Source organism: Arthrobacter sp. zg-Y919 (assembly GCF_030142045.1).
Classification (GTDB): Bacteria; Actinomycetota; Actinomycetes; order Actinomycetales; family Micrococcaceae; genus Arthrobacter_B.
The window spans coordinates 1,624,254-1,638,333 of sequence record NZ_CP126242.1 but is presented as its reverse complement, the minus strand read 5'-3'; the positions used below and the strand labels follow the sequence as shown (position 1 = coordinate 1,638,333).

General features: G+C 67.0%; 12 protein-coding genes. 8 read left to right on the top strand and 4 right to left on the bottom strand.

Annotated features, from left to right (window positions below; translation table 11 throughout):
• Nucleotides 1-184 precede the first annotated feature (184 nt).
• Nucleotides 185-949: a glycosyltransferase family A protein gene (locus tag QNO10_RS07705; protein ID WP_229948132.1), complete on the top strand. Its 765-nt coding sequence runs from the start codon at nt 185-187 to the stop codon at nt 947-949.
• On the opposite strand, the gene QNO10_RS07700 is transcribed toward QNO10_RS07705, so the two are convergent.
• The gene (locus tag QNO10_RS07700; protein WP_331460328.1) at nt 909-1,865 is read right to left on the bottom strand and encodes an alpha/beta fold hydrolase; all 957 of its coding nucleotides are present in this window, start codon (nt 1,863-1,865) and stop codon (nt 909-911) included. The genes QNO10_RS07705 and QNO10_RS07700 overlap by 41 nt on opposite strands.
• 198 nt (nt 1,866-2,063) lie before the next feature.
• Here QNO10_RS07700 and QNO10_RS07695 point away from each other — a divergent pair, with 198 nt between their 5' ends.
• The gene (locus QNO10_RS07695) at nt 2,064-2,846 is read left to right on the top strand and encodes a lysophospholipid acyltransferase family protein (protein ID WP_229948134.1); all 783 of its coding nucleotides are present in this window, start codon (nt 2,064-2,066) and stop codon (nt 2,844-2,846) included.
• A 79-nt stretch (nt 2,847-2,925) separates the two neighbouring features.
• Here QNO10_RS07695 and QNO10_RS07690 read toward each other — a convergent pair whose 3' ends face one another.
• Nucleotides 2,926-3,765: an SDR family oxidoreductase gene (locus tag QNO10_RS07690; protein WP_229948136.1), complete on the bottom strand. Its 840-nt coding sequence runs from the start codon at nt 3,763-3,765 to the stop codon at nt 2,926-2,928.
• Nucleotides 3,766-3,836: 71 nt separating this feature from the next.
• Nucleotides 3,837-4,490, bottom strand: coding sequence for an SDR family oxidoreductase (locus QNO10_RS07685; RefSeq protein ID WP_229948138.1), 654 nt, complete (start codon nt 4,488-4,490; stop codon nt 3,837-3,839).
• A 190-nt stretch (nt 4,491-4,680) separates the two neighbouring features.
• Here QNO10_RS07685 and QNO10_RS07680 point away from each other — a divergent pair, with 190 nt between their 5' ends.
• A complete protein-coding gene (locus QNO10_RS07680) occupies nt 4,681-6,198 on the top strand; it encodes a carboxylesterase/lipase family protein (RefSeq protein WP_229948139.1) in 1,518 nt (505 codons plus the stop codon).
• Nucleotides 6,199-6,215: 17 nt separating this feature from the next.
• Here the strand turns inward: QNO10_RS07680 and QNO10_RS07675 are convergent, their stop codons facing one another.
• Nucleotides 6,216-7,103 carry an arginase family protein gene (locus QNO10_RS07675; RefSeq protein WP_229948141.1) on the bottom strand — a complete coding sequence of 296 codons (888 nt, stop codon included), beginning with the start codon at nt 7,101-7,103 and terminating at the stop codon, nt 6,216-6,218.
• A gap of 85 nt (nt 7,104-7,188) precedes the next feature.
• Here QNO10_RS07675 and QNO10_RS07670 point away from each other — a divergent pair, with 85 nt between their 5' ends.
• From QNO10_RS07670 to QNO10_RS07650, 5 genes are all read left to right on the top strand, one after another.
• Entirely contained in the window at nt 7,189-8,826 is a 1,638-nt protein-coding gene (locus QNO10_RS07670) for an ABC-F family ATP-binding cassette domain-containing protein (RefSeq protein ID WP_229948143.1), read from the top strand.
• Between the two features lie 268 nt (nt 8,827-9,094).
• A complete protein-coding gene (locus QNO10_RS07665; protein ID WP_229948145.1) occupies nt 9,095-9,322 on the top strand; it encodes a hypothetical protein in 228 nt (75 codons plus the stop codon).
• A gap of 143 nt (nt 9,323-9,465) precedes the next feature.
• Complete coding sequence (locus QNO10_RS07660; protein WP_229948147.1) at nt 9,466-10,983, top strand: carboxylesterase/lipase family protein; 1,518 nt, start codon at nt 9,466-9,468, stop codon at nt 10,981-10,983.
• A 96-nt stretch (nt 10,984-11,079) separates the two neighbouring features.
• On the top strand, nt 11,080-12,480 hold the full coding sequence (gene lpdA / locus QNO10_RS07655; protein WP_229948148.1) for a dihydrolipoyl dehydrogenase: 1,401 nt from the start codon (nt 11,080-11,082) through the stop codon (nt 12,478-12,480).
• Nucleotides 12,481-12,517: 37 nt separating this feature from the next.
• Nucleotides 12,518-14,080 (top strand): DUF4389 domain-containing protein, encoded by a 1,563-nt coding sequence (locus QNO10_RS07650; RefSeq protein ID WP_229948149.1) that lies wholly within the window; start codon nt 12,518-12,520, stop codon nt 14,078-14,080.

The following is a 14,080-nucleotide window of genomic DNA, read 5'->3' as shown; positions in this document are numbered from 1 at the left end:
ACGTGCCGCAGTTGAGCAACGCTAGCCGGGGCGGTTTCCGGCCCCCAAGGAATGTGGCCCCGCATGTCCGCGGGTTAAGCCGAATGACGGCCGGTTGGACGCCGGGCCGTTCCCGTCCCATGGCCCCCGGGCGTCACCCGGTGGCAGGATGGGAGGGCAGCGGACAACCGGCAGCCAGGACGCGATGTCGACTATTTCAGTGGTGATCCCCGCCCATAACGACGCCGTGATGCTCGCCGCCTGCCTCCGGGCACTGTCAGTGCAGACCCGGGTTCCCGATGAAGTACTCGTAGTGGACAACGCCAGCACCGACGAGACCGCGTCCGTCTGCCGTGTGGCGGGTGTCCGGCGGGTATACGAGCCCGAGGTGGGAGTTGCCGCCGCCACGTTCCGCGGTCTCGACGAGGCCGGTGGGAACTGGTTGGCCCGGCTGGACGCCGATTCGGTGCCGCCGCCGGACTGGCTGGAGCGGCTGGAAACGGACCTGGAGTCCTGTGGTGAGGACACGGCCGTCACCGGGCCGGGGGAGTTCTACGGCTCCGGGCCCGTCATCAAGTGGATAGCGGAGACGCTCTACATCGGCGGCTACCGGTGGTCCATGACCCTGCTGATGGGGCACCCGCCGCTGTTCGGTTCCAATTTCGGTCTCCACCGCAGCATGTGGAAGCGCCTCAGCGGCCGGGTGCACCGCGGGGATCCACGTGTCCATGACGACCTGGACCTCAGCTACCAGCTCCGCCCCGGAATGGGTGTCTGCTGGGATCCCGAGCTGCGGGTGGGGGTATCCGCACGGCCCTTTAACACCTGGCGTGGGCTGGGACGCAGGGTGGCCATGGCGTACACCACGTTCAGGATCGACTTTGCGCAGGAGCCGCCGTGCCGGCGCCGAAGGGAACGGAAACGCAGCTTCAGGCAGCGGAACCGTACAGGCGCAGGAGATCACGCGTGAACTGGTACGGGGATTCCTCGCTGGGGCTGTGTCCGCTGCCGTAGGCGGCAAAGACCGCCCCGATGCTGTCCGCGAATTCGCGGTGCAGGCGCAGCGGCCAGACGTCATGCTCACCCACGGCAACGAACTTGGGCACGGTGGCCTGTCCCAGTGCAGCGCGCAGGTCCGGCGCATGACGCATCAGCCCCACCATGTCGCGGACCGCGTCCTTCCGTGTGAGGGTGAACCGGTGGGAAACGAATCCCATCCGCCCGGGCGGGGCCCCGATGAAATTGCGCTGCACGCCCCAGACGATCAGGTCGGCACTGATCCGGTCGCCCACCAGAGGTGCGGCCCAGCCAATCCGGCGCACGCCGCGGAAACTCTGCCCGCCCCGCGGTGGGCAGCCCAGGAGCGTGATGCTGCGGAACAGTTCCGGCCGCTCCAGCAGGGCAAGCTGGGCGACGACGCCGGCAAATGAGTAGCCGACCACATGGGCCGGGCCGTACGCGGACAGTACCGAGACCAGATCGGCCGTGAACAGATCGTAGTCATACCTGCGCCGCGGCGGCCGGAGGTTTTCGGGCCCGGCGCCGGCGGATTCGTACTGGCCGGCGAGGTCGAAGCTGAAGGCGAAATACCCTGCCGCCGCGAGTTCCGGCAGCATCAGCGAAAAATCCTCCTTCGATCCCATGGCTCCCGGCACAAGCACCACCGCAGGGTTGCCGGGGTCTCCCATGCCCACGGCAGCGAGGGGACCGCTGGGCGCCTGGAACCACTTCCGGACGGACCCGGCAGGGAGTGTGGACCAGTCGACGTCGCCCAGTTCCGCATCGCGGGCGGCGGCGGGGTCCACGGCGGAGTCCGCTGCCGGCACCGGTCCGGCAGGCAGCCTGCCGGGAGACCCCCTGCCCGCAAACCTGCCGCGCATCACCATGGCTCAAAAGATAGCCGTCAAAACGGGCGGCGTCTGCTGTTCCCGCCGCTCCGGGTGCCCGGACGGGCCAAGTCACTCCATGGTGCAGCGGTGCGTCCTATGCCCGGGCGCAGCCGCGGTAGAATTTCCCTGCCTGCCCCGAATCCCCCCAAAACTCAGGAGCCGACGTTGCCCGCAAAGCGTTCCCCTAACAAATTCGTGTACCGAGGAATCGTATTTACGGGCCTCACTGCACGGGCCCTCTTCCGCGTTCCCGTGATTCCCTCCGGCCTCGGGAACCTCCCGGCGGACGAAGAGATCCGCGGCCTCAACCGCACCGTGGTTCCCGGCAAGGGCGCAGTGGTTGCCATCACGCACTTCGGCTACCTGGACTTCGCGTTCGCCGAGCTCCTGATGTGGCGCAGGCTGAAGGTCCACATGCGCTTCCTGGTGACGAAGAAGGCCACTAAGAAAACCTTCGTGAAGGCCGTCTGCGACTGGTGCGAGCACATCGTCGTGGACCGTGCCGATGGAGCAGCCGCCTACAAGGAGTCAGTGGAGAAACTGCGTGGGGGCGATTACCTGGCTGTCCTGCCCGAGGCAGGCGTCAGCCGGAGCTTCACCGTCCGGCAGTTGAAGACCGGCGCGGTGCGCATGGCGGCAGAGGCTGGCGTGCCGATCATCCCGGTATCTGTCTGGGGCGGCCACCGCATGCTCACCCGCGGGCACGGCCTGAGCGTCAAGGCCGCCTGGAAAAACCCGGTGCGTGTGCACGTAGGGGAAATGATCCGGGTGGACGCAGATGCGGACGTGGTGGAAGAGACCCGGCGCCTGCAGGAGGAACTGCAGGAGGGAATCGACTACTGCATCGACACCTACCCGGTCACCCCGGAGCCGGGTGCCTGGTGGATGCCGCGCAGCCGCGGCGGCACTGCCATGACCGTTGAAGAGCAGCAGGTCCTGGACGCCGCTGACCGCGAAAAGTACAAAATCACGGGCTAGCCTTGCCCAACCCCGAGCAAGCACGAAAAGCCAACGGCAGCCGCAGGTGCGGCTGCCGTTGGCATGTCACGGACCCGGGTTAGAGAATCGGGTTGCCGCCGGTCACGGCAATCCGGGCTCCGGAAATGTAGCTGCCGTCATCCGAGGCCAGCAGTACGTAGGCCGGTGCCAGTTCGGCGGGCTGGCCCGGCCGGCCCAGCGGGGTGTCGGTGCCGAACGAAGCCACCTTGTCCGCAGGCATGGTGGCCGGGATCAGCGGTGTCCAGATGGGTCCGGGAGCAACGCTGTTGACCCGGATACCACGCTCGCCCAGCAGCTGGGACAGGCTGGCGGAGAAGTTCGCGATGGCGGACTTCGTTGCCGAGTACGGCGCAAGGGTGGGAACCGGCATGTCCGAGTTCACCGATGAGGTGCCGATGATCGAGGAACCGGACGCCATGTGCGGCAGTGCGGCCTTCACCAGGAAGAACATTGCGTTGATGTTCACCTTGAAGGTGTACTCCCACTCCTCGTCCGGGATCTCCTCGATCGTTTCGCGGTCCATCTGGAATGCGGCGTTGTGGATCAGGATGTCCACCTTGCCGAACTCTTCGACGGCGGTGCTGATGACCTTCCGGCACTGCCCGGCGGTGTCCAGGTCGCCCCGGACCAGGACGGCTTTGCGGCCGGCATCTTCCACCAGGCGTGCCGTGTCACGCGCGTCCCCGTCCTCACTCAGGTAGGAGATTACGACGTCGGCGCCTTCCCTCGCGTAGGCAATGGCTACGGCGCGCCCGATGCCGCTGTCACCGCCGGTGATTACCGCGGTCTTGCCCTGGAGCTTGCCACTGCCGCGGTAGGTCTCTTCGCCGCAGTCGGGAACCGGTGTCATGGCTGCCTGGGTTCCGGGGACTTCCTGCTGCTGTTCCGGCTGGGTCATTGGATTCCTTTGCTTGTCATGGTGGGGGACACGGGATACCTGCCGGTGCGTTGCCGGCTCCGGGCGGGTGCCTAGGCCAGCGAATCCAGGGCCTCGGCGACCGGCGTCGGACCGTTGTTGAATTCAATGGTCTTGCGGATGGTGTTGGGACGCCCGAGTACTTCGGCGGCCACATGGGCAACGTCCTCGCGCGAAACGGATCCGCCTTCCACACCGTCGCCGGTTTCAATCCGGCCCGTGCCGGGATCAAGGGTCAGGGCACTGGGACCGAGGATCGTCCAGTCCAGGCCGCTGGCACGGAGGTGCTCATCGGCGTCGGCCTTGGCCTCGGCGTAGGCAAAGAAGCCGTCGTCTTCGGGGACACCATGATCCTTACCGGCACCGAAGTAGGAGACCATCACGTAGCGGCCCGCGCCGGCTGCTTCGGCGGCGTCCATGGAGCGGATGGCGGCGTCACGGTCCACGGCAAAGGTGCGCTCGGGTGTGCCGCCTCCCGCCCCGGCGCTCCAGACGACGGCGTCGTGGCCGCGGAGCAGTTCGGTGATCTGTTCGGTGGAGAGGTTTTCGACGTCGGCGACGACCGCTTCTGCACCGGTCTGTTCAACTTCGGCTGCGTGGTCGGGGTTGCGGAAGAGCGAGGTGACGCTGTGGCCGTTGCCGGTCAGCCGGCGTGCCAGGTGCTGCGCGACTTTTCCGTGTCCTCCGATGATGGCGATGCGGGACATACGACACTCCTTACGTTGATGACTGTCCTTCCACCATAAGCATGCTGTCGAATGTTTGCCCTGTTCCGGCCTACTCGTCCGCCGACGGCTTAGCGGTTGCAGGCCAATAGCGGCCCGGACTATGGCGGCGGCATCCGGGGCGTGCTTATGATCGCGCTGGGCGCGCAAAACCCTCCTGGGAAGGAACACTGTGGCAGCATCTACGGTTCAGCCGGACCTCGTGGTGGAGACAACGGACGGCCCGGTGCGGGGGATAGTTGTGGACGGGGTACGGGCCTGGCGCGGCATCCCCTACGCTGCCCCACCCACCGGCGCGCTGAGGCTTCGGCTGCCGCAGCCAGTGCATCCCTGGACGGACGAGCGGGATGCCAGCCGATACGGTCCGGTTCCTCCGCAGGAAGGCGCTCTCCCATCCGTTGGTGCGGGGCGGAAAGCGCCCATGGACGAGGACTGCCTGACCATCAACGTCACTGCGCCGCTGGAGAAGGCCCCGCCGCGGCCCGTCCTGGTGTATTTCTACGGCGGCGGCTTCACCACCGGGGCCGCTTCCTCCTCCGCCTATAACGGCCGGGGCCTCGTGGAGCGCGGGGACGTGGTCTACGTCTGCATGAACTACCGGCTGGGTGCCCTGGGCTTCATGGATTTCCGCCGGTACTCCACCCCGGAACGGCCTTTCGATGTCAATACCGGGTTGGCGGACCAGGTGGCCGCCCTGCGGTGGGTCCAGCGTAATATCGCCCGTTTCGGCGGGGACCCGGGCAACGTCACCGTGTTCGGTGAGTCAGCCGGAGCCATGTCGATCACTGCGCTGATGTGTGTTCCCGCTGCGGAGGGTCTGTTCCACAAGGCCTTCGTGCAAAGCTCGGCACCGGCCACCGCCTATGGTCCGGAGCTGCCGGAGAAATGGGCCGCCACCCTGATGGAGCTGCTGGGCGTTCCGGAAGCCGGGGCGGGGGAGGCACTGTCCACCCTGCCGCCGCGGCGCCTGGTGGAGGCCGTCAACCGGCTGACGCGGAAAATCGCCCCTGAGACCGAGCCGGGCGCCCGGGCAGTAGCTCCGGTGGTCGACGGCGATTTCCTGCCGCAGCACCCCATCGATGCCTTCCGGGCCGGCAGGGCCCACCGGATTCCGCTGGTCATCGGCACCACCCACCGCGAGGGTGCCCTGTTCGACCGGATGCTGGATATCCTCCCCACTACCCAGGAGCGGATCGACCGGATGTTTTCCCGCACCGAACCCGGGCTGAAGGACCAGGTCCTTGCCGCCTACCCCGGCTACCCGTCCAAACGCGCTGCCGTCGACGTTGGCGGCGACGTGGTCTTCTGGCTGCCCAGTGTCCAGGTTGCAGAGGCGCACTCCGCCTATGCACCCACATGGTCCTACCGGTTCGACTACGCTGCCCGGTCCGCGAACCTGCTGGGGCTTGGCGCCACCCACGGCATGGACATCCCGGCGGCATTCGGAAACTTCGAAACCAGCCTGGGCAGGTTCCAGACCCTGCTGGGCGGGAAGCGTACGGCGGTTTCACTTGGACACCGTTTCAGCGGGGCGCTGCTGCGCTTCGCCCGTACGGGATCGCCGGGCCTGTGGCCGGCCTACGATACCGGGACCCGGACCACCAAGATCTTCGACAGCACCGACCGGGTGGTCCAGGATCCGCACCGGATCCGGCGGCAGGCGTGGAACGGGTACCGCGGTTACCGCTGAAGCCGAGGCATGCCGCCTCAGACCGGCAGGTCCCGCAGCAGTCCGCCCAGGCGCAGGAGTTCCAACGGCGCGTGCTGGGCTAGGGAGAGTCCCACTATTTCCCCGGCTTCCCCCACGGCGTCGATGATCCGCAGCAGGTCCGGAACCCGTACACCGCGCGTTCCGTTGCCCGTCGCCCCGGTGAAGTCCCGGCGGTCCAGCACATCCAGGTCCACGTGCACGGCCAGTTTGCTGGCACCGGTCAGGGCCAGCCAGTCCAGGATCCGGCGGGTATCCTCCGGGGTGTCGGTAATGCCCACACTGGCAATGCCCAGCCGCCGCTTGGTCGCGATGCCCGGGTCCTGCCAGTCCTGCAGGCCCACGTGGAGGATGTTCGCGGGCGGCACCACGGCAGGCAGTGCGGCCAGGAACTCCGCGTCCCCCTCGCCGGCAAGGGTGGCCAGCGACATGGACCGGAACCCTGTGTAGCTGTCCCCGGGAAGACCGGTGTCCGGATGCGCGTCCACCCACAACACCGCCAGATCCGCACCGTACCGGGCCGCGAGATAGCTGAACGGCGCCACGCTTACAGAACATTCCCCGCCGAAGGTGACTACGGATTCGGGATCCGCCTCCTGCACCAGGCGGACACCCGCCCGAAGCTGGCGCAGCACCGCGTCCCGGGCGTATATGCCGTTCACCGTCTCCACGGACTCGGTGTCGGTGCTGACCGGAACATAGGCGGTGGGCCCGTCGTGTCCGGGGGAGAGCAGCTCGAGCAGGGCCGGACCGAGATGGTAGGAGAGCTGGGTCTGGTGTGGCTGCCCGGCAGGCAGGGAACCCACGGTGCCGGCGCCGGCAGCACCCTGCCACTGCGGAAAGACCAGCCGGAGGGCTCCGGGGCCGGAGGGATGCATGGAGGTCATGATCGTCCTTTGGTGCGGCGGGGATGCCACCTTACCGCCCGGCCGCCGGGCCAAAACAGGGGCGGGCACAAAATAGAATGGAGGAATGACTGCAACCCTCGTCGCCCGGGACCTCTCCGGCGGCCATGCGCACCGCACCCTCTTTGAACATTTGTCGCTGACCGTCGCGCCCGGCGACGTCGTGGGCGTGGTGGGAGCCAACGGTGCCGGAAAATCGACACTGCTGCGGCTGCTTGCCGGAGCTGCGGAGCCGCAGGCCGGAACGGTCAGCACTTCCCCGGCCGATGCCTTTGTGGGCTGGCTGCCGCAGGAACACGAACGGCTGGCCGGCGAGACGGTGGGCGGATACCTGGCCCGGCGCACCGGTTCCGCGGCAGCCACGGAGGCTATGGAAGCAGCGGCGGAAGCCCTGGGCTCCGGACTTCCCGGAGCGGATGACACCTATGCTGCCGCACTGGACCGGTGGCTTGCCTCCGGTGCGGCCGACCTCGAGGACCGGGCTCCAGCCGTGCTGGCGGACCTCGGACTGCAGCTTGGCATGGATATGGAGATGGTGGGGCTCTCCGGCGGGCAGGCGGCCCGGGTGGCGCTGGCCGCCCTGCTGCTGAGCCGCTTCGATATTGTGCTGCTCGACGAACCCACCAATGACCTCGACCTGGACGGCCTGGCTCGCCTGGAACAGTTTGTCCGCGGGCTGCGCGGCGGCGTTGTGCTGGTGTCCCACGACCGCGAATTCCTCGCCCGCTGCGTGACCACCGTGGTGGAACTGGACCTGGCGCAGAACAGCGTGGCGGTTTACGACGGCGGATACGAGGCGTATCTGGAGGAACGCGCCGTCGCCCGCCGGCATGCCCGGGAGGCTTACGACGAGTTCGCGGACAAGAAGGCGGATCTGGTCTCCCGTGCCCGGACCACCCGGGAATGGAGTTCGCAGGGCGTGCGCAACGCCATGAAGAAGAATCCTGACAACGACAAGATCCGGCGCAAGGCCAGCACCGAGTCTTCGGAAAAGCAGGCGCGGAAAGTCCGCCAGATGGAATCACGCATCGCCCGCCTGGACGAGGTGGAGGAACCACGCAAGGAGTGGCAGCTGCAGCTGAGCATCGGATCCGCACCCCGGTCCAGTTCAGTGGTGTCCACCCTGAACGACGCCGTCCTCACCAAGGGCGGTTTTACGCTGGGACCCGTGTCGGTCCAGGTGAACGCCGGGGAACGGATCGGCATCACCGGCCCCAACGGCGCCGGCAAGTCCACGCTGCTGCGGCTGCTGCTCGGGCGTGAGGTGCCCGACGCCGGCACCGCCTCCCTGGGCGCCTCTGTGGCCGTGGGGGAAATCGACCAGGGCCGCGGCCAGCTCCCGGCCCATTTGCCGCTGGGGGACGCCTTTGAGGCGGCCGTTCCGGACCTCTCGTCCGCGGAGGTCCGCACCCTGCTGGCCAAGTTCGGGCTCAAGGCCGACCAGGTTGGAAGCCGTGTCGATGCGCTGTCTCCCGGGGAGCGTACCCGCGCTTCGCTGGCACTGCTGAAGGCCCGGGGAGTGAACCTCCTGGTCCTCGACGAGCCCACCAACCACTTGGACCTGCCCGCCATCGAGCAGCTTGAGGAGGCGTTGGAAAGCTACGAAGGAGCCCTGCTGCTGGTATCGCATGACCGGCGCCTGCTGGAAAACGTACGGCTCGACACCCGGTGGAAAGTGGCCGGCGGGAGGGTCGAGGCGGGGTAGGGTACGCCTGCTTCCCGGACAAAGGCCGGCTCCGACACACCTGTTTCGCGCCGGATGTGATACAAAAGTACCCAGTACCGCATCCTTGGGAGGTGCGGAACGCAGGTCTCGGACGATTTCACGGAAGAAGTGTCCTCATGGCTCCATGGATTGGAAACCTCGGCTGCAGCGCAGCCTCTGCACACGGCGGCCGCCGTGGCCGCGGAGCAACACCGGTGCCGCATGCGCGCACCGCTTTCCGCCTGTTCGGGCGCATCGGAACCGCCAAGTGAAGGCGCTGAGGTCCGCGGACCTGCCGGTCCTGATCCTGGTCTGGATGCTGTGTGTGGGAACCGATTGGTCAACCGGCACAAAGATTGCCCTCAACGTCGCCGCAGTTGCCGGCCTGTGCCTCCGGGAAGCGGTTCTGCACCGCCGGCTGACCAGTGGCGCCGGCCGTGCCGTTCACGGACGCCGCAGCGCAGGGTCACGCCGCCGGCTTGTCGCCGCCGCGTAAGGTACAACTCCCGCAACACAGCGGCTGGCTCGAAACTTGAAGCCGGGCCGCCGGCAACCGGCCCCGCATCTGGTGGGGGCCTTGGGGCGCGCCTATCGTAGGTAGTCGCGGGGGAGTCCTTCCCCGGCCGAAAAGAGTTCATCGTGGCTATCGACGTTGCGTCACTCGTGGTTGAAACCGGCAATGGTCTTGTGCAGGGAATCATTGATTCGGGGGTCCGGACCTGGCGCGGCATTCCCTATGCGGCCCCGCCGGTCGGCGGACTTCGTCTCCGGGCACCCCGGCCCCCCGGCAGTTGGACCGGTATCCGCGACGCCGGTTCCTTTGGTGCGGTCCCGCCGCAGTCCAAGGCACCAAGCCTCACCGGAACCCGGCGCAGGGTTGCCATGGATGAGGATTGCCTGACCCTCAACGTCTCTGCCCCGCTGGAACCCCCGGACGGGTTGCTGCCGGTCCTGGTCTACCTCTACGGCGGGGCGTTCAGCTCGGGATCCTCCGCCGAGCCGACATACCGGGGCACCAATCTCGTCCGCGACGGCGGAGTCATCTATGTTTCGCTGAACTACCGCATCGGCGCCCTGGGCTTTATGGACTTCCGGGCGTACTCCACGCCCGGGCGTCCGTTCGACGTCAATATGGGCCTGCGGGACCAGGTGGCCGCTCTGGAATGGGTGCAGCAGAACATCGAAGCCTTTGGGGGAGACCCGCACAACGTCACCCTGTTCGGCGAATCCGCCGGCGGTCTCGCTGTCACGTCGCTGATGTGCGTCCCGTCTGCACGGCACCTGTTCCACCAGGCCTATGCGCAGAGTCCGGCGCCGTCCGCCGCCTATTCTCCTGCCCTGCACGCGGCGTGGGCAGCGGACCTGCTGGAGATTCTCGGTGTTCCGCCCGCCGATGCTGCGGAAGCATTGACCACCATGCCCGCGGCGAAGCTGGTCAATGCGACCCGGAAACTGACCACGAAGATCGGTCCGGTTAAACAGCCAGGATCACTCAGTGTCTCGCCGGTGATCGACGGCGGCTTCCTGCCCCGGCATCCCGTCGATGCCTTCCTTGCCGGGGAGTCCAACCCGGTTCCCCTGGTGCTGGGCACCATGGCCCGGGAGGGTGCCCTCTTCGCGAAGATCTCCAATATCCTGCCGTCCTCCGTTGTCCGGATCGAGAAGATGTTCGCCGGTACCGACCCGCAGGCCAGGGACCGCGTGGTGGCCGCGTATCCGGGATATCCGTCCCGGCAACGGTCCGTGGACATCAGCGGCGACCTGGTGTTCTGGTATCCGAGCCAGATGGTTGCCGAAGGACACTCGCTGGTCGCTCCCACCTGGATGTACCGCTACGACTATGCGACGCCGATGATGAACCTCCTGGGGTTCGGTGCCACCCACTCCTTCGACGTGCCCGTGATGTTCGGGGATACCGAAACCCGGACTGCCCGGGCGCTGACCCTGCTGGGCGGTGCCGGTGAAATCAAGGCACTGTCCCGCCGGTACCAGGGGTCGCTGCTGAGCCTTGCCTGGCATTCCCACCCCGGGAGCGACTGGCCGGCATACGACGGACTCCACCGGCATACCCGCGTCTTCGACAAACTGGACCGGATCGTTTCCGATCCGTTCCCGGAACGCAGGCTTGCCTGGTCCGGCTACCGGGGCTACATCTGATCCTTCCCGGCACGGGTGCCGCCAGCGGCAGCTGCGTGAGAGCCTTAAGCCGGCTTTTGATTTTCCCGCACCCCCAGGCAAGGAGAGTTGGACAGCATGAGCGAACATTACGACGTCGTGGTCCTCGGAGCCGGACCGGGCGGATATGTGGCAGCCATCCGCGCGGCCCAGCTGGGTTTGAAGACAGCAATAGTGGAGGAGAAGTACTGGGGCGGGGTCTGCCTCAACGTGGGCTGCATTCCCTCCAAAGCACTGCTGCGCAATGCGGAGCTGGCCCAGATTTTCACCAACCAGGCAAAGACGTTCGGAATGACCGGCGAGGTCAGCTTCGATTTCGGGGCTGCCTTTGACCGCAGCCGCCAGGTGGCTGACGGCCGGGTCAAGGGCGTCCACTTCCTGATGAAGAAAAACAAGATCACCGAATACGACGGCCACGGCGTCTTCGCCGACGACCACACGCTCGAGGTGGACCTGTCCAGGGGCGGCAGCGAGACCCTCACCTTCGACAACGCGATCATCGCCACCGGTACCTATGTACGCCTCCTGCCCGGCGTCGAGCTGAGCCGGAACGTGGTGACGTATGAGGCCCAGATCATGGACCGGGACCTGCCGAAGAAGATCGTGATTGTCGGTGCCGGTGCCATCGGCATGGAGTTCGGCTACGTGCACCGCAGCTACGGTGTGGACGTGACCATCATCGAGTTCCTGGACCGGGCACTGCCGAACGAGGACGCGGACGTCTCGAAGGAAATCACCAAGCAGTACAAGAAGCTCGGTATTCCCATCCTCACCTCCACAAAGGTGGAAACGGTCAAGGACAACGGGTCTTCCGTCACCGTGACCTACACGGACAAGGACGGCCGGCAGGGCAGCATCGAGGCCGACCGGGTGATGATGTCCATCGGCTTTGCCCCGCGCACCGAGGGCTACGGCCTGGAGAAGACCGGGGTGCAGCTGACCGAACGCGGTGCCATCGGCATTGACGACTACATGCGCACCAATGTCCCGCACATTTACGCCATCGGCGACATTACTGCCAAGCTGCAGCTCGCCCACGTTGCTGAAGCCATGGGGGTGGTGGCGGCTGAAACCATCGGCAAGGCGGAAACCCTGCCGCTGGGTGACTACCGCATGATGCCGCGGGCCACCTTCTGCCAGCCTCAGGTGGCAAGCTTCGGCCTCACCGAACAGCAGGCCCGCGACGAAGGGCACGACGTGGTGGTCAGTACCTTCCCGTTCACTGCCAACGGCAAGGCGCACGGCCTGGGCGAACCGGTGGGCTTCGTGAAGCTCGTAGCTGACAAGGAGCATCTGGAGCTGCTGGGCGGTCATCTCATTGGACCGGACGTCTCCGAGCTGCTGCCTGAACTGACGCTGGCGCAGAAATGGGACCTGACTGCCCACGAGCTAGCACGCAACGTGCATACCCACCCCACGCTGAGTGAGGCGCTGCAGGAAGCCTTCCATGGACTGACCGGCCACATGATTAACTTCTAGCGTTATCCAAGGGGGTCCACGAGCGGAGGGCACTGCGATGAAGCCAGGCAGAATTATCCTGATCGTCATCGGCTCCCTGCTGGTCCTTGCCGGGCTCTGTGCCGCCGCAGGTGCAGCCGCTCTCGGTCTCCTCGCGGCCGCCCAGCGCGGAGGCTACCTCTCGGTTCCGGAAGAGACCTACAGCGTCGGCTCCTACGCAATGACCAGCGAAAGCATCGAGGTCAGCCCCGGCGTCACCGCGGAGGACAACGTGGCCTCGGTGCAGCTGCGCGGAACCAATCCCAATGGAGAGTTGTTCCTCGGGATCGGGCCGGAGGCCGACGTCGAACGGTATCTCGCCGGAGTGGCCCATACGGAGCTCGAGGACGTGAGGTTCGACCCGTTTGCCGCGGACTACCGGGAGCTGCCCGGGACAGCCACACCGGCGCCTCCGGGCGAGCAGGACTTCTGGGCGGCATCCTCCGCCGGAACCGGGACCCGGGAGATTGAGTGGCCCCTGCAGCAGGGCGAGTGGACCGTCGTCGTGATGAACGCCGACGCCGCGCCGCAGGTCACGGCCGAGCTGCAGGCAGGCGTCCGGTCGGACCTCGTAGGGCCGTTCGCCTGGTCGCTGCTGATTGCCGCGGCAGTCCTGGTGCTTGGCGGAACCGCACTGATCCTCGCGGGCATCCTCACCGGGCGGAACCAGCCGGGAGGACCGGCCGGCGGTTATGCCGGGCCCGAGGGCGGGCACGGCCCCTATGGTTACGCGAAGCCTCCTCGTCCAGCTCCCGCCCCGGCCTCGGTTCCCGTGCCCTATCCGGCGAAGCTCTACGGCGAGCTGGACCCAGGGCTGTCCCGCTGGTTGTGGCTGGTGAAGTGGCTGCTGGCGGTACCGCATTACTTCCTGCTCGTTTTTCTGTGGACCGCGTTCTGCGTGGCGACGGTCATAGCCGGCTTCGCCGTGCTGTTCACCGCCCGTTATCCGCGGGCCCTGTTCGACTTCAACGTGGGGGTGATCCGCTGGAGCTGGCGGGTGGGGTTCTATGCCACCCAGGTGCTCGGTACGGACCGGTATCCGCCGTTCACCTTGGAGCGCACGGACTATCCGGCGGACTTCGACGTCGCATACCCCGAACGGCTCTCCCGCGGGCTGGTGCTGGTGAAGTGGTGGCTGCTGGTCATCCCGCACGCGCTGATCGTGGGCGCCTTCACCGGCGGCGGCTACGTCGTCGTGCGGCAGGCGGGACCGTTCGGCGGCTGGGAGCGGAGTGTCGGCGGCGGGTGGGATGACCCGGTGTACGGGACCGGCTGGACCGACTGGACGGAAGGGCCGCAGTCCGTCGGGGGATGGACGGCGGGCATTTCCCTGATCGGCCTTTTGGTCCTCGTGGCCGCCGCGGTGCTGCTGTTCACGGGGCGCTACCCGCGTCCGCTCTTCGACTTCATCATGGGCCTGAGGCGCTGGGCCTACCGGGTGCTGGCGTATACGGCGCTGATGCGGGACGAATACCCGCCGTTCCGGCTGGACCAGGGGCCGGTGGATGCCCGCGACCTGCAGGCCGGCGACTGGACGGGGGGTCCGGCTAACCGCGGGCACCCCCGCAGCGAAGCCGGGTAG